At 55.8% G+C, this 21591-nt stretch carries 19 protein-coding genes, 2 tRNA genes and 2 pseudogenes; 6 read left to right on the forward strand and 17 right to left on the reverse strand.

Annotated features, from left to right (window positions below; all coding sequences use genetic code 11):
* Nucleotides 1–26: 26 nt before the first annotated feature.
* Complete coding sequence (locus MWC30_RS09265; protein ID WP_244083888.1) at nucleotides 27–2588, forward strand: cation-translocating P-type ATPase; 2562 nt, start codon at nucleotides 27–29, stop codon at nucleotides 2586–2588.
* 182 nt (nucleotides 2589–2770) lie between these two features.
* Here the strand turns inward: MWC30_RS09265 and MWC30_RS09270 are convergent, their stop codons facing one another.
* The 7 genes and pseudogenes from MWC30_RS09270 to MWC30_RS22475 form a co-directional block, all read right to left on the reverse strand.
* The gene (locus tag MWC30_RS09270) at nucleotides 2771–3472 is read right to left on the reverse strand and encodes a DUF2231 domain-containing protein (protein ID WP_244083889.1); all 702 of its coding nucleotides are present in this window, start codon (nucleotides 3470–3472) and stop codon (nucleotides 2771–2773) included.
* 87 nt (nucleotides 3473–3559) lie between these two features.
* Nucleotides 3560–4195 carry a rubrerythrin family protein gene (locus MWC30_RS09275; RefSeq protein WP_244083890.1) on the reverse strand — a complete coding sequence of 212 codons (636 nt, stop codon included), beginning with the start codon at nucleotides 4193–4195 and terminating at the stop codon, nucleotides 3560–3562.
* Between the two features lie 516 nt (nucleotides 4196–4711).
* The gene (locus MWC30_RS09280) at nucleotides 4712–5647 is read right to left on the reverse strand and encodes a methylenetetrahydrofolate reductase (protein WP_244083891.1); all 936 of its coding nucleotides are present in this window, start codon (nucleotides 5645–5647) and stop codon (nucleotides 4712–4714) included.
* Nucleotides 5644–6312, reverse strand: a complete 669-nt coding sequence (locus MWC30_RS09285; protein WP_244083892.1) for a methylenetetrahydrofolate reductase C-terminal domain-containing protein — start codon at nucleotides 6310–6312, stop codon at nucleotides 5644–5646. The genes MWC30_RS09280 and MWC30_RS09285 overlap by 4 nt, the downstream gene beginning before the upstream one ends.
* Nucleotides 6309–6782, reverse strand: a complete 474-nt coding sequence (locus MWC30_RS09290) for a hydrogenase iron-sulfur subunit (protein WP_254006164.1) — start codon at nucleotides 6780–6782, stop codon at nucleotides 6309–6311. Before MWC30_RS09290 ends, MWC30_RS09285 begins: the two co-directional genes overlap by 4 nt.
* Nucleotides 6782–9823, reverse strand: coding sequence for a CoB--CoM heterodisulfide reductase iron-sulfur subunit A family protein (locus MWC30_RS09295; RefSeq protein ID WP_244083894.1), 3042 nt, complete (start codon nucleotides 9821–9823; stop codon nucleotides 6782–6784). The genes MWC30_RS09290 and MWC30_RS09295 overlap by 1 nt, the downstream gene beginning before the upstream one ends.
* Before the next feature lie 463 nt (nucleotides 9824–10286).
* Nucleotides 10287–10682, reverse strand: a pseudogene (locus MWC30_RS22475) (hydrogenase iron-sulfur subunit); the annotation flags it as partial.
* 243 nt (nucleotides 10683–10925) lie between these two features.
* On the opposite strand from MWC30_RS22475, the gene MWC30_RS09305 reads away from it, so the two are divergent.
* Nucleotides 10926–11258, forward strand: a complete 333-nt coding sequence (locus MWC30_RS09305) for a hypothetical protein (RefSeq protein ID WP_244083895.1) — start codon at nucleotides 10926–10928, stop codon at nucleotides 11256–11258.
* A gap of 209 nt (nucleotides 11259–11467) precedes the next feature.
* Here MWC30_RS09305 and MWC30_RS09310 read toward each other — a convergent pair whose 3' ends face one another.
* From MWC30_RS09310 to MWC30_RS09325, 4 genes are all read right to left on the reverse strand, one after another.
* Nucleotides 11468–12625, reverse strand: coding sequence for a DNA polymerase IV (locus tag MWC30_RS09310; RefSeq protein WP_244083896.1), 1158 nt, complete (start codon nucleotides 12623–12625; stop codon nucleotides 11468–11470).
* 96 nt (nucleotides 12626–12721) lie between these two features.
* Nucleotides 12722–13696 carry an undecaprenyl-diphosphate phosphatase gene (locus MWC30_RS09315; protein WP_244083897.1) on the reverse strand — a complete coding sequence of 325 codons (975 nt, stop codon included), beginning with the start codon at nucleotides 13694–13696 and terminating at the stop codon, nucleotides 12722–12724.
* Nucleotides 13697–13895: 199 nt separating this feature from the next.
* Nucleotides 13896–14279 (reverse strand): tyrosine-type recombinase/integrase, encoded by a 384-nt coding sequence (locus tag MWC30_RS09320; protein ID WP_244083898.1) that lies wholly within the window; start codon nucleotides 14277–14279, stop codon nucleotides 13896–13898.
* Nucleotides 14276–14683: a phage integrase N-terminal SAM-like domain-containing protein gene (locus MWC30_RS09325; protein ID WP_244083899.1), complete on the reverse strand. Its 408-nt coding sequence runs from the start codon at nucleotides 14681–14683 to the stop codon at nucleotides 14276–14278. The genes MWC30_RS09320 and MWC30_RS09325 overlap by 4 nt, the downstream gene beginning before the upstream one ends.
* Nucleotides 14684–15679: 996 nt before the next feature.
* On the opposite strand from MWC30_RS09325, the gene MWC30_RS09330 reads away from it, so the two are divergent.
* Nucleotides 15680–15865, forward strand: a complete 186-nt coding sequence (locus MWC30_RS09330) for a type II toxin-antitoxin system HicA family toxin (protein ID WP_244083900.1) — start codon at nucleotides 15680–15682, stop codon at nucleotides 15863–15865.
* The gene (locus tag MWC30_RS09335; RefSeq protein WP_244083901.1) at nucleotides 15862–16302 is read left to right on the forward strand and encodes a type II toxin-antitoxin system HicB family antitoxin; all 441 of its coding nucleotides are present in this window, start codon (nucleotides 15862–15864) and stop codon (nucleotides 16300–16302) included. The genes MWC30_RS09330 and MWC30_RS09335 overlap by 4 nt, the downstream gene beginning before the upstream one ends.
* Before the next feature lie 43 nt (nucleotides 16303–16345).
* On the opposite strand, the gene MWC30_RS09340 is transcribed toward MWC30_RS09335, so the two are convergent.
* Nucleotides 16346–17116, reverse strand: coding sequence for a DUF1828 domain-containing protein (locus MWC30_RS09340; protein ID WP_244083902.1), 771 nt, complete (start codon nucleotides 17114–17116; stop codon nucleotides 16346–16348).
* A gap of 113 nt (nucleotides 17117–17229) precedes the next feature.
* On the opposite strand from MWC30_RS09340, the pseudogene MWC30_RS09345 reads away from it, so the two are divergent.
* Nucleotides 17230–17694 (forward strand): annotated as a pseudogene (locus MWC30_RS09345) (transposase).
* 88 nt (nucleotides 17695–17782) lie between these two features.
* Here MWC30_RS09345 and MWC30_RS09350 read toward each other — a convergent pair.
* The 5 genes from MWC30_RS09350 to MWC30_RS09370 form a co-directional block, all read right to left on the reverse strand.
* On the reverse strand, nucleotides 17783–18169 hold the full coding sequence (locus MWC30_RS09350; RefSeq protein WP_244083903.1) for a type II toxin-antitoxin system VapC family toxin: 387 nt from the start codon (nucleotides 18167–18169) through the stop codon (nucleotides 17783–17785).
* A complete protein-coding gene (locus MWC30_RS09355; protein ID WP_244083904.1) occupies nucleotides 18166–18411 on the reverse strand; it encodes a type II toxin-antitoxin system Phd/YefM family antitoxin in 246 nt (81 codons plus the stop codon). Before MWC30_RS09355 ends, MWC30_RS09350 begins: the two co-directional genes overlap by 4 nt.
* A 368-nt stretch (nucleotides 18412–18779) precedes the next feature.
* Nucleotides 18780–19322 carry a reverse transcriptase domain-containing protein gene (locus tag MWC30_RS09360; protein ID WP_244083905.1) on the reverse strand — a complete coding sequence of 181 codons (543 nt, stop codon included), beginning with the start codon at nucleotides 19320–19322 and terminating at the stop codon, nucleotides 18780–18782.
* A 613-nt stretch (nucleotides 19323–19935) separates the two neighbouring features.
* Nucleotides 19936–20029: transfer RNA gene (locus MWC30_RS09365), tRNA-Ser, on the reverse strand.
* 18 nt (nucleotides 20030–20047) lie between these two features.
* Nucleotides 20048–20133: transfer RNA gene (locus tag MWC30_RS09370), tRNA-Ser, on the reverse strand.
* A 133-nt stretch (nucleotides 20134–20266) separates the two neighbouring features.
* On the opposite strand from MWC30_RS09370, the gene larC reads away from it, so the two are divergent.
* Nucleotides 20267–21454, forward strand: coding sequence for a nickel pincer cofactor biosynthesis protein LarC (gene larC / locus MWC30_RS09375; RefSeq protein ID WP_244083906.1), 1188 nt, complete (start codon nucleotides 20267–20269; stop codon nucleotides 21452–21454).
* Nucleotides 21455–21591 lie beyond the last annotated feature (137 nt).

Below are 21591 nucleotides of genomic sequence, written 5' to 3' on the forward strand. Positions count from 1 at the left end.
GACTTCCCTTTGATGGATAATTTTTTATGCTGCATGAAATGAACGCTGATGGCATCATCGGCCTGACTGACGATCAAGTGGCTGAAAGGCTGGAGGTCGAAGGTTACAACGAGCTTCCCTCATCCAAGAAACGAAGCGTTTTTGCGATTGCCTTTGACGTTGTTCGAGAGCCCATGTTTCTGCTCCTGGCCGCCTGCGGCACGATCTACCTGCTTTTGGGTGATCTCCAGGAAGCTTTGATGCTCCTTGGGTTTGTGCTGGTTGTGATGGGCATCACTCTTTACCAGGAGAGAAAAACGGAACGGGCGATCGAAGCGCTTCGAGACCTCTCCAGCCCGCGCGCCCGGGTCATTCGCGAAGGTGGAGTCAAGCGCATTCCGGGGCGGGAGGTCGTGCGGGGAGATATCCTGGTTTTGGTTGAAGGGGACCGGGTTCCGGCTGATGCCATGGTTCTTTCCTGTACCAATCTTTCGCTGGATGAGTCGCTTTTGACAGGAGAATCCGTACCGGTGCGCAAGATCCCTTGCGATAGCGATATGGGGGAGATGGCGTGCCCCGGAGGGGACGATCTTCCTTTTGTCTATTCGGGTTCCCTGGTGGTTCAAGGACAGGGGCTGGCCCGCGTGTTGGCGGTCGGTATGCAAACGGAGATGGGAAAGATCGGCAAGGCGCTCCATGCGGTGGAAACGGAAGAGACGCCCCTCCAGAGGGAAACGAACCGCCTGGTGCGCTACCTGGCAGGATTGGGGATACTCCTGTGTGCCCTTGTGGTGGTTGTCTATGCCATCACCCGCGGCAACTGGCTCAATGGCGTTCTGGCCGGAATTTCCCTGGCCATGGCCATGCTCCCCGAAGAGTTCCCCGTGGTGTTGACGATCTTTATGGCCCTGGGAGCCTGGCGCATTTCCCAAAAACAGGTGCTCACCCGTCGTGTCCCAGCCATTGAGTCCCTGGGTGCCGCCACGGTACTCTGTGTGGACAAGACGGGCACTCTCACTCTCAATCAAATGTCGGTGAGCAAGATCTTTGCGGGTGGAGCCTTCTACAGCACGAACGCGCGCCAGGGCACATCCCTGCCGGAAAAGTTCCATGAACTCGTGGAGTTCGGAATTCTAGCCAGTCAAAACGACCCCTTCGATCCCATGGAAAAAGCCTTGAAGCGGCTCGGGGAGGATTACCTGGCAGGAACCGAGCACATCCACACCAGCTGGACTCTCGTTCAACAGTATCCTCTTTCCAGGGAGCTCTTGAGCCTCTCGCATGTTTGGAAATCCCCCGATGAGCGCGACTACATCATTGCAGCCAAAGGCGCTCCCGAAGCCATAGCCGATTTATGCCACATGGACGAGCGTGCAACGCGCATGCTCGTCTCACATGTCCACGCCATGGCAGGAGAAGGGCTCAGGGTTCTGGGTGTGGCGAAGGCAGCCTTCGTGCAGACGAATCTTCCCCATGAGCAGCATGATTTTACCTTCGAGTTCGTTGGGCTGGTGGGCTTTGCCGACCCGGTTCGGCGAAGCGTTCCCGCTTCCATCAAGGAGAGCTATCAAGCTGGGGTACGGGTGGTGATGATCACCGGAGATTATCCCGGTACGGCTCTGAGCATCGCACGGCAGATCGGTCTCGCACCGCTTGATGAGATCATGACCGGTCCTGAGCTCGATGCATTGGATGACTCGGAGCTTCAAGAGCGCATCCGCACCGTCAACATCTTTGCCCGAGTGGTGCCCGAGCAAAAATTGCGGCTGGTCAATGCCCTTAAAGCTAACGGGGAAATTGTTGCCATGACGGGGGACGGCGTCAACGATGCTCCGGCACTCAAAGCGGCCCACATCGGAATTGCCATGGGCGGGAGAGGAACCGATGTGGCACGCGAATCCGCCGCCCTGGTACTTTTGGACGATGATTTTTCATCCATCGTTCAGGCGGTGCGACTCGGGCGCAGGATTTTCGATAATCTCAAAAAGGCCATGGCCTACATCCTGGCCATCCACGTTCCGATTGCCGGATTATCCCTCCTTCCGGTCCTCTTCAAATGGCCTCTCATCTTGTCACCCATTCACATTGCGTTTCTCGAGCTCATCATCGATCCCGCCTGCTCCATCGTTTTCGAAAACGAACCGGAGGAGGCCGGCATCATGAAGCGTTCACCACGCGATCCCCTTAAACCACTGTTCAGCAAGGAGGTGCTGGCGCTCAGTCTTCTGCAGGGTGTCAGTGTCCTCGGAATCGTGTTCGCGGTTTACCTGGTTGCCCTCTTCCGGGGACAAGGCGAAGAGGATGCGCGAACCCTTGCCTTTTCGTCGCTTATTATTGCCAACCTTGCGCTTATCATGACAAATCGATCCTGGTCTCATACAGCTCTGACAACGTTGAGGAGCCCCAATGTCGCTCTCTGGTGGGTGGTCGGGGGAGCAATGTCCTTCTTGGGACTGGTCCTCTACATTCCACCCTTGCGCGCCCTTTTCCATTTCAGCAAATTGCATCGGCTGGACTTGGCCCTTTGCCTCGCATTCGGAATCGCGGGCATCTTGTGGTTTGAGGTTCTGAAAGTCTATCGTCTCCGGAGGCAGCGGCCCGTAAGCTGAGCTGTTCAGTCGAGTCAATGGAAGCTGACAGGGCAATAGCCGTATAAGGGGTTTCATGCTTTATGCCGGCTTGTGAATTCTGCATGGTCCTGGAGACACGGAACTGCGGAAGCGAGCCTCTTTATGAAAAGAGCCTCATGCGCGTGCTCGGAACTGGAAGGGTCAGTAAATATCTTCACGGCTCACGATTTGTTCAGCACGTTGGTGATGTATTGATAAAGTTCCCTCGCCTGGTCATCGGATATGGCAGTGGGAGGGAAGGCGGGCATAGGGGCTTTCGGCTTCCTGATCCAGGCAAGAAATGTCTCCTGGCTGGAAATTTTGGGAGAGTTCTTAACCGGCAGATTGGGGTGACTCACATTACCGCCATTGGGATGACAACCGCCGCAATTCTCGGCGTAGATCGCCTCGCCAGCCTTAAAATCCTCAGGGGTTGAGACACTCCTGGCTCCGTATACGAGCTCTCCGCCGAAGTAACCCAGCGCTAAAATCGTCAGGAGACAGAATGTATAGATCGCGACCATTGCGCCATGCTCTCCCTTGGTCTTCCGCCCCAATCCATAGGCTGTCAAGAGGAAACAAAGCAAGACGCCGGCTAGAATGAGCTTCATTTTGAATGGAAACAGCATAGCGCCCGCGAAAAACTGACTCCAATCCAAAAGGCCCGTCAGGATGGTCGGAAAAGTGAAGACCAAAGCGATCAGCATGCAATACCATGCGGCATGCTTCAGTTCGCGATGATGGCGGAATGCCCCCATCACACCCAGGATAAAAGCGCCGATCACCATCCCTACCGGGATGTGCAGCTGAGTGGGGTGCAGGGGATGGTGATATCCCAGGTTCCCAAGGAACCGGTAAAGAGAAGCAATGAGCCCATCATGCATGGCGGTTCTTATCCTTATGAAAAAGCCGGTGCCCTCAAACAGACACCGGCTTAAAACCATTCACGGCGAAAGACTTCAGAACGATGGCTAGCTCATTTTCTCATACAACTTCGCGGGGGTGTTGCAGACCGGGCAGGACGTGAAGCCCGGGGTGTTTTCAACGGTGTAGCCGCAAGTCGGGCATACATAGAAATCGGCTTTGGCAGATTTCCACTGGTCGAGTTCTCCCAAAGCTGCCTGGTAGAGCTTGGCATGTTCCGCCTCTGCCTCTTTGGCATAGGTGAAGGTCCGGACGGCATCGTCATTCTTTTCTTTTTCAGCCTGTGCGATGAACTCAGGATACATGGTATCGCGCTCATAGCTTTCGCCCTTCAGGGCATCTTCCAAATTTTCTTTAGTGGATTTAATTTCCGGCAGTTTGATATCCGCCTTCGGTTTGCCACCCATACTTTCGATCACCTGGGCATGATTGTTCAAATGGATTTCCTCGGCTCTCGCGGCAGCTCGAAACAGCCTGGCGACCCTAAGGTAACCCTCCTGATCCGCTTTTTTGGCATACTCCAGGTATTTAGCATGTGCATTGCTTTCGCCGTTGTACGCGGCCATCAAGTTGTCCAACGTTGTGCCCGTTGAAGAACTGGATGTCCCGGGAACGCCCAGGCCAGCGGCTGCAAAAACAGCTGCGAGTACAAGCAGACGAACAAGCCGAAAATTCGCTTTCATACACTCCTCCTTTTTCATCTGGGTTCAGACATGTTTTCTCTCACGCATTACACTTCAGGCAAAACAGAGTTGAACACTGCTCGTAAACAATAAGTAACTAAAAAAGCTGTGCCCTGTTCTTCTATAGTATGCAGGAAACCTACTGATAATTGGACTCAGGATAGTATTGCTTAACGTTTTGTCAACTCTAAAACCGGTGGGTGTCGAAAAGGATGGAAAAAGCGGAATGGACCGTGAGGGGGCTGGCATCACGGCAGTCGGGCACTTGAGTTGACCCGCACATTTTCTCCTCATGCGTTTAAAAATAAATCCGGATGAGGTGATGATTGCCTCATTCGGTGCATCAATTTTCCGATGTGGCGTTTGGCTCGGCTGGTCCCAAAACCCGAGATGCTTCACGCTGCCCTTGCGGACTGCTGATCCGCTCCCGATCATCCCGATGCGGCAGGGATTGACACCCATGCCGCACCAGGTTGCACAGGGAAGACGGCAGGAACCTTCGCCGTCGTCTATGGATCAATCTACTTTGGGTCGCGGGTACAAGCCGGCCTGCTGCACGATTTCGGGAACTTTTTCTTCCCATTCGATGGCCATGATGTGAAAGCCCTTGACTCCCTTCACTTCCTTGAGCTCCTGGATCTGCTCGATGCAGATCTTGATCCCCTCTTCAGCCTGCTTTTCCTTGGGCACGCCGCTCAGGCGCTTGATGAGGTCGTCGGGTACGTCCATACCGGGAACACGGTTCTTCATGTACTTGGCCATACCGACACCCTTCATGGGGGTCATGCCCGCCATGATGTAGACTTTCTCGTCCAACCCCCTGTCCACAACCCCCTGCATCCACTGCTTGAACTTGGGGATGTTGTAGATACACTGGGTCTGGATGAACTGGGCGCCCGCGGCAACCTTTTTGGCCAGGCGGCTGACGCGGATTTCAAACGGGTCGGCAAAGGGGTTCTCCGCCGCGCCGATGAACATCTGGGGACATTCCTTCAGTTCGAATCCGCTCAGCAGTTTTCCCTCGTCGCGCATCTTCTTGACGGTCTGGACGAGCTGCGTCGAATCCAGGTCGAAGACGTTGGCGGCATTGGGATGGTCGCCAAAGCTCTGATGGTCGCCGGTGAGGCACAGTATATTGTTGATGCCGAAAGACCCAGCCCCCAGGAGATCGCTCTGAAGGGCGATGCGGTTTCTATCCCTCGTGACCATCTGAAGCACGGGATCATACCCCATCTGCTTGATGCGGATGCAGGACGCAAGGCTGCACTGGCGCACCACAGCCGTCTGGTTGTCCGTCACGTTGATGGCGTCTACATAATCGCCGATCATGCGGGCCTTTTCTTCGACACCCTTGGGATCACAGCTGCGGGGAGGACCACATTCCGAAGTCACACCAAAGTGTCCGGCGGCAAGGATCTTCTGCAGTTTACTGTAAAGTGGCGTTGTGCTCATAGACGAGAAACCTCCTTAATGACTTTCCGGGGGCCGCCATCGCGGCTGGTGTTCCAATCCTTGGGGTCCGTAGGTGTTTCAAAACGATCCAGCTGCCCCAGCTCTTTCAATCTTTCATAAATGAGATGCCACCCGCACGCGATGTCCTTGTTCACTTCGCACCGCCCATCGGACGAACCGCCGCAGGGGCCGTTGAGCATGCGTTTGGAACAGCGGGCGATGGGGCAGATGCCGCCGGTGTTTGCCAGGATGCATTTTCCACAGCCCTGGCAACGCTCGGTCCACAGTCCTTTTTCTTCCGTTCCTCCCATGAAGCAGGTGTTCACCCCGGGAAAGATCGGCTTGTTTTTATAATCTTCAGCCAAAAATTGAACGCCCACGCCGCAGGCCAGGGAAAGGACCGCATCGTACTGATCGATCTTGTCAGCGAGTTGAGCGGTGTAGGGGCGATCGCACTGGCGTGTCAGGCTGATTTCATCAACGGTCACCGCCCTGCCCGCCTGCTTGAAATAGATACGCAGCGCGGAGGCGACGACTTCGACTTCTTTCATCCCACCGGCTTCGCAGACGGTCACGCAACCGTCGCATCCCGCCACAAGGATCCTGTTGAAGTCTTTCAATGAGTCGATGATTTCATCAATGGGTTTTGGTTCGGCAATGATCATGCGGCTTCCTCCTTCGTTGTGCCAGGCGTGAGCTTCACACCCTTGGCACTGCCACCGGATTTCCTGAGGGGGGTTGGCCCCAGCTGTTTAATTTTTTCGCTCATCTCCCGGGCGATTTCGGCAAACCTCGGGCCCTGGCCGGCCGAGAGGTTATACATGGCCACACGCTCCCCACCGATGCCGATCTTGTCCAGTATGTCCTTGACATAGGCGACACGTTTCTTGGCCCGCAGATTTCCCACCTGGTAGTGGCAATCTCCTTCCAGGCACCCGGCCACGTACACCCCATCCGCACCGTCTTCGAAGGCCTTCAGGAGGTGAACGACGTCCACTCTGCCGCTGCACGGGAGTTTTACAATTTTCACATTGGTCGGATAGCTCAATCTCATGGAACCTGCCAGGTCCGCTGCGGAATAAGCTCAGAAGCTGCAGCAGAAGGCGATAACAATGGGTTCGAACTGTTCATCCATTATACAGCTCCTTCCAGTAGAGCATGCACCTCTACGGTTATCTGATCATCCTCGAAATGAGATAGCTGAATGGCTTTGGCCGGGCATTCGGACACGCAGACCCCGCAGCCCTGGCAAAGGGCCGGGTTGATCTCCGAAACGTTTTCGTCGTTGATCTTCGGCACGCCGTAGGGGCAGCTCATGACGCACACCAGGCAGGCGGCGCAATGGGATTTGTCCACGTGGGCCACGGCCCCGCCGACGCTGAGGGTCTTGCCCGCCAGGAAGGACCCGGCCCGGGAAGCGGCAGCCAGCGACTGGGTGATGCTCTCACTGATGAGCTTGGGGCTGTGAGCCGTCCCACACAGGTAGATTCCTTCAGAAGAGAAATCCACGGGGCGGAGTTTGGCGTGGGCTTCAATGAAGAAGCCGTAGGCATTCCGGGGAACCTTGAGCTGAGTCGCCAGCTGGTCGGTATTCGCAGCGAGAGTGGCCGCACTCAGAACGACGGCATCGGCCGGCATCTGGATGTGGCGCTGGAGCACATGGTCGTGGAAGGTGACCTTCAGGCCCGCGCCGTTGCTCTCCACCTTGGGCAAATCATCCAGGTCGAAGCGGGAGAAAATGATCCCCTGCCTTCTCGCCTCGGTGTAGTAGTCCTCCAACAGGCCGTACATCCTCATGTCGCGATAGAGGATGACAATGTCCATTGCGGGGTTGAGCTTCTTCAGCTCCAGGGCATGCTTTACGGCGCTCTGACAGCAGATGCGGCTGCAGTTGGGATTTTCCTCGTTTCTCGATCCCACGCACTGGATCATGATGGCCCGATTCCACTTGGCCGGATCGTTCCCATTGCCGGCCCCCCTCTGGCGGAGCACCTCATCCAAATCCATTTGAGTCATGACCCCGTCATGCTCGCCATAGAGGAATTCCTTCGGGCGATATTCCTTGGCTCCGGTGGCAACAATGACGACACCGTGCTCGAAGGTCTCTTCTTCGAGAGAGGAGCCGACGCGGACCTTCGTGGTGAAGTTGCCCTTGTAGCCCTTGAAGGAGGTCACTTCCGATTCTGTAAGGACCTTTATACCCGGGTGGGCCTTCACCTCGGCAATGAGGGAGTCCACATACGGCTGAACTTCCATACCGTCGATGGTGTGGGTAACGCATCGCGCCAAACCACCCAGCTCCGTACCCTTTTCGACAAGAATGGCGCTGAACCCCTGCTGGGCCAGGTTCAGGGCAGCATTCATTCCCGCAATGCCGCCGCCGATGACGAGCCCACTCTGCTGGATCTGGATCTTTTGCTCTTCCAGCTGCTGGAGCAGCGCAGCCCTGGCCACGGACATGCGCACCAGGTCCTTGGCTTTGTCCGTGGCCTTCTGCCGATCTTTCATGTGCACCCAGGAATCCTGGTTGCGGATGTTGGCCATTTCAAAAAGGTATTTGTTCAGACCGATATCGAGGAGTGTTTCCCGGAAGAGGGGCTCATGGGTGAGGGGCGTACAGGCGGCAACCACCATGCGGTTGATGCCCTTTTCCTTGATGACCTGCCCCATTCGCACCTGGGTATCCTGGGAGCAGGTGAAGAGATTGTCCTCCACGTGGACCACGTAAGGAAGCGTCCGGGCATATTCCCTGACAGCGGGAACATCCACGATGCCACCGATGTTGATGCCGCAGTTGCAGACAAAAACGCCGATGCGCGGAGGCTCCTTGCTCACGTCCCGCTGAGGAGGCAGCTGCAGGCTCCGTGTTTCCGTCCAGCGCGATTCGCTGAGGAGGGCGCTGGTTCCCGCCGCCGCTCCCGAAGCCTCCATGACCGACTGTGGAATATCCTTGGGGCCCTGCAGCGTGCCGCAGACGTAGACGCCCGGACGGGAAGTCTCTACGGGCTTGAAGCCGTCGGTGACGGCGAATTTGTGACGGTTCAGGTCGATGTTCAGGCGTTTTCCCAGTTCCACCGTTTCCTTACCCACCTCGAATCCCACCGAGAGGACGACCATATCGAACACTTCGCTCTTCTGCTGGCCCTGCTCATCGGCATAGGTGAGCCTCAGATCACACTCCCCTTCGGGCTCGATGGAATGGATCCTGGAACGGATGAACCGTACACCATGCTCCTTGGCCCGGTTGTAGTATTGCTCGAATTCCTTGCCGTAGGTGCGCATGTCCATATAGAAGATGGCGGTGTCCAGGTTGCCGTGCGCATGCTCCTTGGCGATGACCGCCTCCTTGATGGCATACATGCAGCAGACGGCAGAGCAGTAGGAATTGTCGCAGGCATTGATGTTGCGCGATCCCACGCACTGGAGCCAGGCAATCTTGGCGGGCTCTTCGCGGTCATAGGGACGCATGAGGTGGCCGCGATAGGGACCCGAGGCGCTCAGGATGCGCTCGAATTCGAGGCTCGTGACTACGTTGGGGAGATTCAGATAATTATAAGTATCGAACTTGGAGGGATCGAAAATTTCGTTGCCCGGCGCCAGGATCACCGCACCCACGTCCAGAGAGAACTCTTTGGCCGTATCGTCGTAGTGCACCGCTTCAGCCAGGCAGACTTTTTCGCAGAGGCCGCAGCCGATGCACACGTTCCGGTCGATGGTGAACCCCCTGGGAATCGCCTGGGGATAGCGCATGTAGGTGGCTTCCCTCAGGTCGAGGGCCTGGTTGAACTCATTGACCGCCGTAACGGGGCAGACCTGACGGCACTGGCCGCAGGCCGTACAGGCTTTGAGGTCGATGTAGCGCGGATGGCTCTTGAGGGCCACCTGGAAATTGCCGGCCTCTCCTTCCAATCCTTCCACTTCGGTGTTGGGAAGAATGTTGATGTTGAGGTGACGACCGACTTCAACCAGTTTGGGAGAAATGATACACATGGCACAGTCGTTGGTGGGGAAGGTCTTGTCGAGCTGTGACATGATGCCGCCGATGGTGGGCGACTTGTCTACGAGGTGTACTAAGTAACCGGAACTGGCCAGATCCAACGAGGCCTGCATCCCGGCGACTCCCGCGCCGACTACGAGGACGGCGCCCTTTTTCTTTTTTCCGCTTGAATTTGCCATAAACATTCCTCTTTATTCGTTCCAGGCCTTCCGTTTCCCAGCCGCCGCGGAGGCAACCTCCAACACCGGCGGACTGCGGTAGACCCTCGACCGCGGATTCTTATGCTGCCAATCGGACAAACCTGGGAGTGGATCCCTCAAACTTCTGCAGGTCGGCCAACCCCCGCCGCTCCAGATCATTCAGCCGCAGAGAAACGGTATACACAGGCAGCCCCGTCTTGCCGGCCATCTCCCGCACCGAACTGGGACCGTCCCCCAAAACTTCCAGGATCAAGGCCTTCTCATACTCTTCTTTCAGGGACTGCTCAAACATGGCCCGAAACGCCTGTTCGTCCACCTTTTCCCCGTAGACATTGCCTCTTTCCGTGACATGCAGGTCAACGCCCGTCATCCAGCGAACCCGGGGCCCCTGCAGCACTCTCTCAACGGCAGCCAGTTGCAGATTGTATGCTTGGGCATCGAAAGGACCCAATTCTTTCGTGGACTCGGTGAGCTCCTTGACGGTGTCGGCGAATATCTGCCCTTCCGCCGCGCTGACCCATCGCAAGGCCATGCGCTTGCGGCCGATGCCCGAATAATCCAGAAGCTGTTCCACGACGCTCATACGCTTTGAAGCATAAATATTACCTTCCAGGTAATGGCAGTCTCCGATGTGTCACCCAAATACCGAGACTTGATCGAAGCCGTCCTTCAGTCCCTCGATGACATAGAGTGGGTCGACTCGCCCCGAGCACATGGTTCGAATGACCCGGATAGTGGGCGGGTACTGAAATCTCGATACGCCGGCCAGATCCGCTCCCGCATAGGCGCACCAGTTGCACAAAAACGCCAGCATTTTCGGTTCGAAAACCTCATTCATCTTTCATTTCTCCCTAGATAAAGTCTGTCGTCTCAATCCGGAGACCGATGGATTCCTTCAGGTCCAAATCCCGGGAGCCTGAAGCCCACACCTCCAGGCTTGGCAAAGCCTGGAACCAAAATAGAAGCCTTAACTGGTGGAGGAGAAGCAATTCGTCTGGATCTGAACGAGAAGTGAGTCATACGGCATGGGGCACACGGCGGCAACACCATACCCCGGGCAGCTCGAGCTTGGAGAGAGCGAATGAAGAACGCGTTGCACTCCTCGAATTTTCAATTCACGGATCCCGGGCAAACCGGCCACCTGCCCTCCCCGAAGCCGTCAGCCCTGCAGACCGGTTGCACGCCTCCAGGCCATGACGAAACCACCCACCAGGTGAAATATTTCTCTCGCGGCCTGACGTACATGGCATCATTACCAGCTCTTAAAATTCAAATTCCAATTGAATATAGCATAGCACGGAAAGAGCCTTCAACAATTAAACAGTTGTCAACAATTAAACACTTGAATTATTCGGCGCTCATGTTCCCCATTTTCCCGAACCCACGAAAATTCAGCATTCACGGCCAAAAATGAAGGCTATGAGGATCCGCTGACACCTCGGCGGCTTTCAAATTCTTGCGAAAAAAAGCGCAAGAATCCCCCTCCCACGGGCACGGAATGCGGAGGCTCATGGCCTCCTCAGCCCGCTTCCGTGAATAGGAGACGTGATGTTATAACGCTGATCCTGAGGAAGGTCAAACCAGAGGAATTCACAGGGGATTTTGAAGCTCCCCAATGCCTTTTCACGGATCAAAATCCGCGATGCGCCCCCGTTTGAGGATCTTGTCCCCAAACTTCTTGTGGATTTCATCCAGGGCCACGTCGAGCTTTTCCAACCGGTCAAAAGAGCGATCGGGAAAGAGCGGCATCTGCCGGGAGCCGGAAACGAGATGGGAAACCCCCACACCGATGAGGCGCACTTTCTGGGTGAGGGGCAGGTGACCCAGGAGCCGGGATGCCGTCAGGAAGATTTTTTCCGTGCAATGGGTGGGGGCCGACAGGGTGCGGCTCCTGGTGAGTGTCTTGAAATCGGCGAACTTCACTTTCAAGGTTACCGTCTTCCCCCGAAGGCCGCGGGCGCGCAGATCGCGCCCCACCTCCTCGGCCTGCAGCAGCAGCCATTTCTTCAATTCTTCGGGGTCATCCGTATCTACGTCAAAAGTGTCTTCCGCGCTGGACGACTTGGGGTCGGAATAGGAAACAATTTCACAGGAGCCCTGTCCCTGCGCCTTTTCGTAAAGGGCGGCGCCGCTCTTTCCGAATCGTGCGGTCCAGAAAGAGAGGGGGAACTTCAGAATGTCGCCCACCACACGGATGCCCAGGGCATGAAGGCGTTCGCCGGTTTTAGAACCGATCCCGGGAATCTGCGTGACGGGCAGCCCCTGCAGCAGGCCGGGCACCTCCTCTTCCTCGATGATGGTGAGCCCGTCGGGTTTTTTCATCTCCGAGGCGATCTTGGCGAGAAAACGGTTGGGGGCGATGCCGATGGAGCACGTGAGGGAGGTCTTCTCCAGCACTGCCTCTTTGATGTGGGCGGCCAGACGCTCCGGCGGACCGTGGAGCTTTTCCGTGCCCGTAACGTCAAGGTAGGCCTCGTCGATGGATACCTGCTCCACGAGGGGCGAAGCCTGCCTGAAGATTTCCATGACCAGACTCGAAACCTCCCGGTACCGCTTCATGCGCACGGGAAGGTAAACCCCGCCAGGGCACAGGCGCCTCGCCTGGAAAACGGGCATGGCCGAACGGACACCAAATTTCCTTGCCTCGTAGGACGCAGCACAAACAACCCCCCGCATGGAAGCCCCCACAATCACCGGCTTGCCCTTCCATTCGGGATGGTCCGCCTGCTCGATGGACGCATAGAAGGCGTCCATGTCGATATGCATGATCCGGTGTTTCATGGAAAATACGTCCGCCCCCCACGGAATGATTTCAGGCCGAAGGACAGACCATCGGCGACGTCTCCATGCCCCGTCCCCAATGCACGGCAGGAGACCTCAGATCCTTTGAGTCAGGAGCAGCGCGATCCCTGCCAGGGCAGCGATGACCCTGTAGTATCCGAAGACGGCAAGACTGTGCCGGCTCAGGTATCCCACCATCCATTTAATGGAGAGGACCGCGAAGATGAACGCAGAGACGAGCCCGATGAACAGGGAAAAACCATCGAAAGTCTCCAGCATGATCTGACCGTGTTTGGAGAAATCATACGCCGTAGCCGCCCCGAGCGTCAAAAGCCCCAGGAGAAAACTGAACTCGACGGCCGCAGGCAGCGAAAGGCCCACCAGAACGCCTCCCACTATGGTGACGAGGCTCCTGCTGACTCCCGGCCACATGGCGATGCACTGCACCAGGCCGATGGTGATGGCCATTCTGGCTCGCATCTCACGAAGCGACCGCCCTCCAGCCATGGGATTGCCTTTTTCATTCTTGAAATGCGCAACCAGAAGGATAGCCAATCCGCCCACCATCCAGGCTGAAATCACCGGCCACATGCCGAAAAGATATTCCTTGATCATCTTGTTGAAGAGCAATCCGACGACGGCGGCAGGCAGGAAGGCGACCACCACGTTGACGGCCATTACCAGCCCATCACGATCCCTCCCAAGTATGCCCTGAACGATCTGTTTCATACGTCCGAAATAAAGCCAGACGACGGCCAGGATCGCCCCGGCCTGGATACAAATGGTGTAAGCATCCGCAGCATCCTTGGACTGCGGGTTGCCCTGGGGCCGGGCCGGGTCGTTTTTTTCCAGCCCCATGAGTCTCTGGGCTACAAGCAGATGCCCGGTTGAGCTGACCGGAAGGAATTCCGTCAGGCCTTCCACCGCCCCGAGGGCAAAAGCCTGGGTGATGGTCATGGACTTTTCGTTTCCCTTTTTTCCTGCAGTCCCTTCCGCCAGGAGATCTCCGGGGGCAACGGCATTCAGCAGAATGAAACTCGCCAGTACGGCCAGACCGACATGGACCCGCATCGCACAACCTCCTGATGGTACGGAAGCACCCAAACAAAAAAAGCCCATGAGATACACCCTCATGAGCTGACTTGATGAAGTGGCGGAGAGAGAGGGATTCGAACCCTCGGTACCCCTTTACAGAGTACACTCGCTTAGAAAGCGAGTACAGCCATTTCCAAGCCCCTGAGGTTTCTATTACATCAGCTCTGCATCTGTATTACTGGTTTCTAATTGGTGTCACCGACACCAGCTTTTCCGTTGGATTGGTGTCGCTGCTGTCCGGGATCTTCGTCAATTCTTCCAGGTCACGACTGATCGTGTGCAGGTAAGTTTCAGTCGTCGTGGGGCGCCTGTGCCTTAAAAATTGCTGGATCTGGGAAAGAGTTGCCTTGCCGGAATCATTCAGGATTGATGCCACATGGTGTCGGATGGCATGGAATCCAAAAGGCTTCACCCCCGCACGTTCACACAAGGTCCTCAAGAGATCCCTCTTGGCGGAGCAGGCAAGCGGTGACCCATCAGATTTGTAGAAAACATAGACTGAACTCTTGTTGCGCTCGAGCCAACGTCTTTCCATTACATCCGAAAGCTTCTGAGTCATCGGGAGAAAATCCGCTTCCAGCTGCCCGTTACCAGATCGTGGAGGAGCCCCCGATCATAGAGGGCCTTCAGGTCTTTCAAATGGCGATTTGCCGTTTTGTTTCCTTCGGTGGATTGAATGTGTTCCAGGTAATTCAGGAAAGTGGTTTTTGAAATGTCTTGCGCTGGTGGATTGCCGTTCAGGTAGTCGATAAACTTGGCGTAGTAATGCGATTTTGACCGCCGGGTATTTTGCTGCATCCTGGCGCGGCAGTTGTCAAAGTACCTTTCGGCCAACGAACCGAAAGAGATTGTAAGTGTCTCCAGGGGGCCGGCTTCTATCCTCTTTCGCTCTTCCGCCTCCCACTGCTGCGCGGTGAGTTTTGTCCGGGACGCTCGTTTTGCATGGATTTTTCCGTTCAGCATGAACTTCGCGGTCCATGTTTTCTCGGATGCTCTCCTGAACACACTCACGACTCAATGCCTCCACCAGCTGCTCTAGAACGAACCTGGCCGATTTCAAATTGCGTCCTGATCCGATGAAGAAATGAGGGTATCTCCTCCAGTTCTTACGGATCGTCGTTTCGCTCGTATTCATTATCTGAGCGAGTTGGTGGAAGTCAAGGATCGTCACGCGTTGGCCTCATGAAATGTCAGATCCTGTCGCATGGATCGATCCTCAGAAGCAGTTGCCGGAGATCCACCAACACTCCTTTAACGTGAAACTGAAGCCATCGTCGGTGCGGCGATGGAACATCCGCCAGACAAAACGTGCTATTCGGCGCATGTCATTTGCCCCCTTTCACACCCTAACGCGAGGCTGTCGCCGTACAGCCCATCAATAACGATCTCTGGCTCAGGCTCTCTCATGCTGGGTGCATTGGATGCCTGCACCCAGCATGAGAGGCCCACGGACATGGTGAATTTTTGCATGAGTCGTATTGACGCCCCTGGCAATACACCTCCATGAAATATCCGAGTCCTTTCATCCCCCTCTCGTTTCACAGGCACCTCACGCAGCTCCCGCAGCCGGGGAGGGGGGGCGAAACACCCTGCGAGGTCTATCCTTCCCCCGGGTGAGCACTGTGGTGGTGACGGTCTCTCCCGTCAGTCACGACTGCCGGCTGCAACTGCCGGTCGTCGACACCAGACGTCTGTCGCCAGAGCATCCGGTTGTCCCGTCCTTCCATGGGCTCACTTGGGGTCTTTCACCTCGGCATTCCCGCCATGTCCGGGGCTGCCAGTGTCCATGTCTCCTGACAGCTATCCTTGATGGGAATGGGATGTGTCTGGGGGGCTATGGAGTGGATGGACAATCCATTTTCGTGGCATCAGTACAATGGAAGTCCTGCGTGTGCTGGATGGGATAAAATCTTGCCCATATATCAAATAAGATATATCATTCGATCAACGTGAGGGAAGATGAACGGCAAGCAAATCATAAAGATCCTGGAAAGCGAAGGCTGGAGGGTAATCCGGGTGAATGGAAGTCATCATCGCATGGCGAAGGATTCCGCTCGGACGACCGTTCCGGTCCATGGCGCCAGGGATGTTCATCCCAAAACGTTGGCTCAGATAGAAAAGGATACGGGGGTGAAGCTGAAATGAAAATCGCGTATCAGGCTATTTTTGAAGAGGATCAGGATGGAATTTTCGTCAGGTTTCCGGATCTGCAGGAGGCCTTCACGGAAGGAAAGACCATGGAGGAGGCGCTGTTCAACGCTGAAGAGGTTCTCAATCTGACCCTCGAAGGGAGGATGGACGAAGGCATGGACATTCCCGATCCGAAAGAGTACGAGGGAGGCGTGTGGATTTATCCTTCCGCCCTGGTGCAGTCGGCGCTGCTGATGAGGACAGCCAGGAAGGGCAGATCGCTGGCGGAACTGGCTCGGGCGCTCGGGACCTCGTGGCCTTCGGCACAGCGCTTGGAGAATCCAAGGCATTCTCCCACTTTGAAGCAATTGGAGCGAGCCGCCGCGGCTCTTGGAGGAAAACTCGTCTTGAGCTTCGAGCACACCGAAGGAAAGAGGAAGTCAGCGGCATGAGGCATGGCGTGGGAATAAAAAAGCCGCCCTGGGGTAGGGCGGCTTAGGCGGCCAGGAGTTGATCGGTGAAGTCATCCGGTTTCGACCAATAGGCAATATCTGAAAGTGTTTCGAGGAGGTTGAAGTCCTCCGAAGACCATACGTCTATAGTGTCGTCAAACAGGGAAATGAATGACTGGGCTTCCCTTCCCACCTTCGAATAGCTCAGATCGTGCCAAGTCGTGACCACGTGCTCGGCCAGGCGCTTTGCGGAAGCCTTGCCGCCGGTGCTCAAAGTGCAGATCAATGCCGTCTTTTGAAGTGAAAAGGTGTGAAAATCAATCGTGTATACTCGCCCGGATCTCCCGGTAAGCTTTTCACCTCTCATGATCATCCCGCGATAGAACAAGACCTCATGATTGCTGCAAATATCTCCAATGATTGCCAGTTGTTTGTGGGATTTCTTAGTGGAAAGGGCTTGCGTCCCGAGCCATCTGATCGTTTCGCCAAGGTCGGTCACAATGGTTTGATCACCAACGCGTTGGATGTAGACATCGATAAAATCTCCATCGGGATAAAGGTAGGGCGTCCTGACCTGCACATGGCCGTCCAGTTCAGAACAAATTAACAGCCTGCGGTATCCATTCATAATTTCTTCACATATGCTGTTCATGGCAACGCTTCCAGTTGGAATGCCGGCGGCGGAGCGCTGTGCCGGGGCCACCATGCTTTTCCGGCTCTCGGCGGCCTCTTCAGGATCGTGATCGTCGAAGAGGATAGCCCTACAACGCGCTATGGCTTGAAGCAGGCCGCTCGGAGAGCGATAATCAGCCATGGGAGGAGGATATCATTACATGGAGGCCGATTATGCTGCCCGAGATCAGACGCGATGAGGGCCTCTATCCCGTTCCACAGTATGAGATTGAATAGGTTGATATCACCGGATTTATGGACGAGCTGAAAGAATTCCACGCTACGTTCCATGACGGATTTTCGCAAAGTGAGCCCCGGGAGAACTTCTTCCGATACATGGTGGGCCAGTTGAGCGATCTTGAGAGAAAATCGATCGAGCCTATTGCCCTTCACGTCGAAGGGGGAAATCCCCGACGGATGAAAAGTGCCATTACCGATGCTCTCTGGGATGAGGACAAGATTCTTTCGAAGTACCACACCCTGGTCCATTAAGACATGAGAGATCCCAAGGGGGTACTCATGTACGATGAATCGGCATTTGTCAAAAAAGGAGAGGACTCGGTCGGGGTTGAGCGCCAGTACTGCGGCACTGTTGGTGAAGTGGACAACTGCCAGGTGGGAGTCTTTGAAGGCTATGCCTCCCGCCATGGCTACGCTCTTGTTGATAAAAGGCTCTTTATCCCCGAATCCTGGGTAAGGGTGTTAATTTCAATCATTTAAAGCTAAGTGGCATTGTAGGGTTCAGGACCACGTGAGAGGGGTCGGGCTGGCCTTCATTACTGAAAATGCCCCTGCCCCGCCGTTGTTGCTAGACCCGTTGCACCGGACCGGCGTATTTGGCCACCTGTATATCGGCTGTCAATAGTGTTATGCCCTCGACAATGGCCTGCGCGACGAGCAGGCGGTCGAAGGGATCTTTATGGATTGGCGGTAGGGTCATGACGGCCACCGCATGCTCACTGAGGATCGGCAGCTCAAGATAGCCGTTGTCCAACAGGCCGCGTCGCAACACTCGTGGATCGACCTTGAAATCTTCGCGGCCCAAGCCACATTTGATTACGATTTCCCACAAGCTGGCGACGCTGAAGAATAATTCGTTTTCAGGCTCGCTCATCGCCGTCTGAGCATCCACCGGTAGATGTTCAAAGCCTTGTGCCGCCCATAGCAACAAGTGAGTATCGAGCAGAAGATTCATGCATCCCCTTCAAACATCTTCATGATCTCGGCTTCGCCCATCCGATCAAAGTCGGCCGGCACGTTAATTTGCCCAGCCATGAAGCCAAACCTTTTGATCCGGGAAGGTTCCCGAGCATTGAGCGGAATAACCTTGACCATCGGCTTCCCGGCCTTGGCGATGACGAACGGCTCACCGTTGGCGGCTTGCTCCACCAGCCGGGATAAATGGGTTTTGGCATCGTGAATGTTGTATGTCCGCATATGGTCACCTCAATGAGACTTAGTTTAATGAGCTAAACCTACCGCCCTTCATTGCAATGTCAAGAGTTTTGTCGCAAATTAATATCCAGGTGCGGGAAAATGGAGGGCCTGACCGATCCCGGTGGTTTCAATCATAAAGGAGCCTTTGGGGTAAATTCAGAAGTTAACCTCTCTATATCCAATTCAGATTTTTACTCTCACGCATAAGAACCGATCTTTTCCCTCCAATTTTGGAGTGTGCCGGAGCGCCATCTTATTCCATGCTTAATCGATGCGAACGATTTTCTAGTTCTTTATAATTATGTTCCATATTTGCGCCACATAAGGGGCATTTGAAAACAAAATGGACCCTATCCAAAGCACGTAAATCAAGGCAGGAAAACGATCTGATATGTTGAGCATTGCCACGAATCAGTCTCCCAAGCTGAGGGTTGGGAAAGCTGTGGGTAAGATTCGGCTTGCGAGATAATCAAGAAGCAATTGGTGTCAAAATTGGTGTCATCGGGTAGGAGGAGGGCCCACCTGCGCCCGGTCGACACATACTCCCTGGCTTGCTTTACTGCCTGATGCGCTCCCCGGCCGGGGCGGAATCCATAGCTGGACTCGGAGAAGTCCGGATCGAAGATCGGTTGCATCACCTGATGCATCACTTGCTGGATCAGACGATCCACTACCGTGGGAATGCCCGATTGCCGCATTCCCTTTCCTCCCGGCTTGGGTATCTCTACCTTGCGAACCGGCTGGGGTTGGTAGCTCCCTTCGAGCAATTCCTCTCGTAAACGTGGCCAGTGCTCCCGAAGGTGGACGTGCGTGGCTTCTATATCCATCCCATTCACGCCCGCCGACCCCTTGTTGCTCTTTACCTGTTTCCACGCTTGCAACATGTTCTCGCGCTCGACCACTGCTTCCATCAACTGTTTCGTCTTCTGGCTGGAGTGTTCTTTCCTTGCCGTGACCTTTGACGCCCAAACAACGGCTTCTCGCGGGTTCCGTCCGCTACCCACCGAAGAAGTGTCGGGCATTCCAGCCCGACGGTCTGCGTCTCCTATTGTCATCGAAATTCAAGACTCCGATACCACACGTCTCATGTTCGGGCCTTCAGTCCGGTCGAGCGGAACCTAATATGCCCTCGGCTGACTTCTCACCGTCCATCCCGCCGCCTCTCGATGGCGGTAGCACAAGGCAGACCGGTAAGATCTCCCCGGGTAATGGGCACTCACCTTCACGCTTATGCCCGCCGCATATACGCCCATGTCTTCCGTACAGGTATCGGACTTTGAAGATATTGGCCTTCTCATCCAACATGAACGCCTCGTATGCGATTTCTGTTCGTCAGGCCAGCGCTTTGCCTGCGGCTTCCTTCAGATTCCACCTCGCGATGGACACCCTTGCCGTCCGGCTAACAGTTCCCCCTGTCGGGCCTGTAGAGGACTCTCACCTCCAAGTAAATGCGCCCTGCCGGGCGCACGCAAACAAAAAGCCCCTGTGAATCAGAATCGATTCACAGGGGCTAAGTTGTTGAAGTGGCGGAGAGAGAGGGATTCGAACCCTCGGTACCCCTTTACAGAGTACACTCGCTTAGCAGGCGAGCGCCTTAAGCCGACTCGGCCATCTCTCCGTTTTTGTCTGCCTGAAATGGCGGAGGGAGTAGGATTCGAACCCACGGAACTTTCGTTCAACGGTTTTCAAGACCGCCGCCTTAAACCACTCGGCCATCCCTCCGGCGATCTTCACTATTCCCCGACGGAGGTTGCGAATTTATCATCGGCACTTTAACGTGTCAAGAGTTTCTGTTATACGCAACAAGATATGACGTTGCTGCTGGAGCGGCCTCCCATCCACACGAGGGATTGAGATGAAGATAGCGTACTTTGACTGCTTTTCCGGAATCAGCGGAGACATGGTTCTGGGCGCTTTGCTGGACCTGGGCCTTTCCATGCAGGTCTTGCTGGAGGAGCTGCAAAAGCTTCCCGTCGAGGGATATACCCTCCAGGTCGGCGAAGAAATGCGCGGGGCCGTCAGGGGGTCTCGGGTCACGATTCAGATGGAGCCCCAGCCCTCTCGAACTTATGCCGACATTGACCGCCTCATCCAGTCAAGCCATCTGAATCCGTCCGTGAAGGAAAAGAGCCTCGGCATCTTCGAGCGCCTGGCCCGGGCGGAAGCGCGGGTGCATGGCATGGACATCTCCCGCGTCCATTTCCACGAGGTGGGAGCGCTGGATTCCATCCTGGACGTGGTGGGGAGCGTGATCGGCCTGGAATACCTGCGCATCGAAAAGATTTACGCCTCACGCATCCCCCTCGGCAGTGGGCTGGTCCAGACCCAGCATGGGACGCTGCCCCTGCCCGCTCCCGCGACGGTGCTGCTCCTGGAAGGAGCGCCCGTCTATGACAGCGGGATCCCCAGGGAGCTGGTGACTCCCACCGGCGCCGCCATCCTGGCCTCCCTGGCGGAATCCTACGGAACGATTCCCGACATGGTCCTGGAATCTACGGGCTACGGCGTGGGAGCCCACCCTGCCTCCGATCCCCCCAATCTCCTCCGCATCCTCTGCGGGAGGCCTCAGCCCCTCTATCGCCGGCGGGATCTGCTCCTGGTGGAAACGCACATCGACGATATGAACCCCGAGCTCTATGGCCACGTTTCTGAGCGGCTCTTCCAACTGGGTGCTTTGGATGTGGCACTTTTTTCGCTCCAGATGAAGAAAAACCGCCCGGGAACCTGCCTGCGGGTGCTGGTGGAGCCGGGGAACGAACCGCGCATCCTGGACGCCCTGTTCTCAGAGACAACGACCCTGGGCGTGAGGGTTCAGGACGTGAAACGGGTGGAACTGCCGCGAGAATCCAGGGAGATCCCCACCCCCTATGGATGGTGCCGCGTCAAGGCGGTCACCCTCCCGGGAGGAGGGCAGCGCCTCGTGCCCGAATACGATGCATGCAAGCACATCGCCGATACCCATGGAATTCCCCTCCTGGAAGTGTACGAAACCATCTGCCGAGCCTCCGGGGACAATGACGTTGACTTAACGCCACCCCGGTGAAAACCGGGGTCCAGTAAGTCATTATTTTCCTGGATTCCGGCTTTCGCCGGAATGACGAACATTGCTCCGGGGAGGGGAAAACAGGCCGGACGACGGGTGGGCGATGAGAGGGAACGAAGGCGGAGGACGCCCGCACA

The organism is Desulforhabdus sp. TSK (assembly GCF_022836495.1).
In the GTDB taxonomy this organism is placed as follows: domain Bacteria; phylum Desulfobacterota; class Syntrophobacteria; order Syntrophobacterales; family Syntrophobacteraceae; genus Desulforhabdus.

Coding starts and splice junctions, on each gene's coding strand:
- MWC30_RS09265 (WP_244083888.1), top strand. CDS start 27: ATGCTGCATGAAATGAACGCTGATGGCATCATCGGCCTGACTGACGAT.
- MWC30_RS09270 (WP_244083889.1), bottom strand. CDS start 3,472: ATGCATGATGGGCTCATTGCTTCTCTTTACCGGTTCCTTGGGAACCTG.
- MWC30_RS09275 (WP_244083890.1), bottom strand. CDS start 4,195: ATGAAAGCGAATTTTCGGCTTGTTCGTCTGCTTGTACTCGCAGCTGTT.
- MWC30_RS09280 (WP_244083891.1), bottom strand. CDS start 5,647: ATGAGCACAACGCCACTTTACAGTAAACTGCAGAAGATCCTTGCCGCC.
- MWC30_RS09285 (WP_244083892.1), bottom strand. CDS start 6,312: ATGATCATTGCCGAACCAAAACCCATTGATGAAATCATCGACTCATTG.
- MWC30_RS09295 (WP_244083894.1), bottom strand. CDS start 9,823: ATGGCAAATTCAAGCGGAAAAAAGAAAAAGGGCGCCGTCCTCGTAGTC.
- MWC30_RS09305 (WP_244083895.1), top strand. CDS start 10,926: ATGAAGAACGCGTTGCACTCCTCGAATTTTCAATTCACGGATCCCGGG.
- MWC30_RS09310 (WP_244083896.1), bottom strand. CDS start 12,625: ATGAAACACCGGATCATGCATATCGACATGGACGCCTTCTATGCGTCC.
- MWC30_RS09315 (WP_244083897.1), bottom strand. CDS start 13,696: ATGCGGGTCCATGTCGGTCTGGCCGTACTGGCGAGTTTCATTCTGCTG.
- MWC30_RS09320 (WP_244083898.1), bottom strand. CDS start 14,279: ATGACTCAGAAGCTTTCGGATGTAATGGAAAGACGTTGGCTCGAGCGC.
- MWC30_RS09325 (WP_244083899.1), bottom strand. CDS start 14,683: ATGCTGAACGGAAAAATCCATGCAAAACGAGCGTCCCGGACAAAACTC.
- MWC30_RS09330 (WP_244083900.1), top strand. CDS start 15,680: ATGAACGGCAAGCAAATCATAAAGATCCTGGAAAGCGAAGGCTGGAGG.
- MWC30_RS09335 (WP_244083901.1), top strand. CDS start 15,862: ATGAAAATCGCGTATCAGGCTATTTTTGAAGAGGATCAGGATGGAATT.
- MWC30_RS09340 (WP_244083902.1), bottom strand. CDS start 17,116: ATGGCTGATTATCGCTCTCCGAGCGGCCTGCTTCAAGCCATAGCGCGT.
- MWC30_RS09350 (WP_244083903.1), bottom strand. CDS start 18,169: ATGAATCTTCTGCTCGATACTCACTTGTTGCTATGGGCGGCACAAGGC.
- MWC30_RS09355 (WP_244083904.1), bottom strand. CDS start 18,411: ATGCGGACATACAACATTCACGATGCCAAAACCCATTTATCCCGGCTG.
- MWC30_RS09360 (WP_244083905.1), bottom strand. CDS start 19,322: ATGGAAGCAGTGGTCGAGCGCGAGAACATGTTGCAAGCGTGGAAACAG.
- larC (WP_244083906.1), top strand. CDS start 20,267: ATGAAGATAGCGTACTTTGACTGCTTTTCCGGAATCAGCGGAGACATG.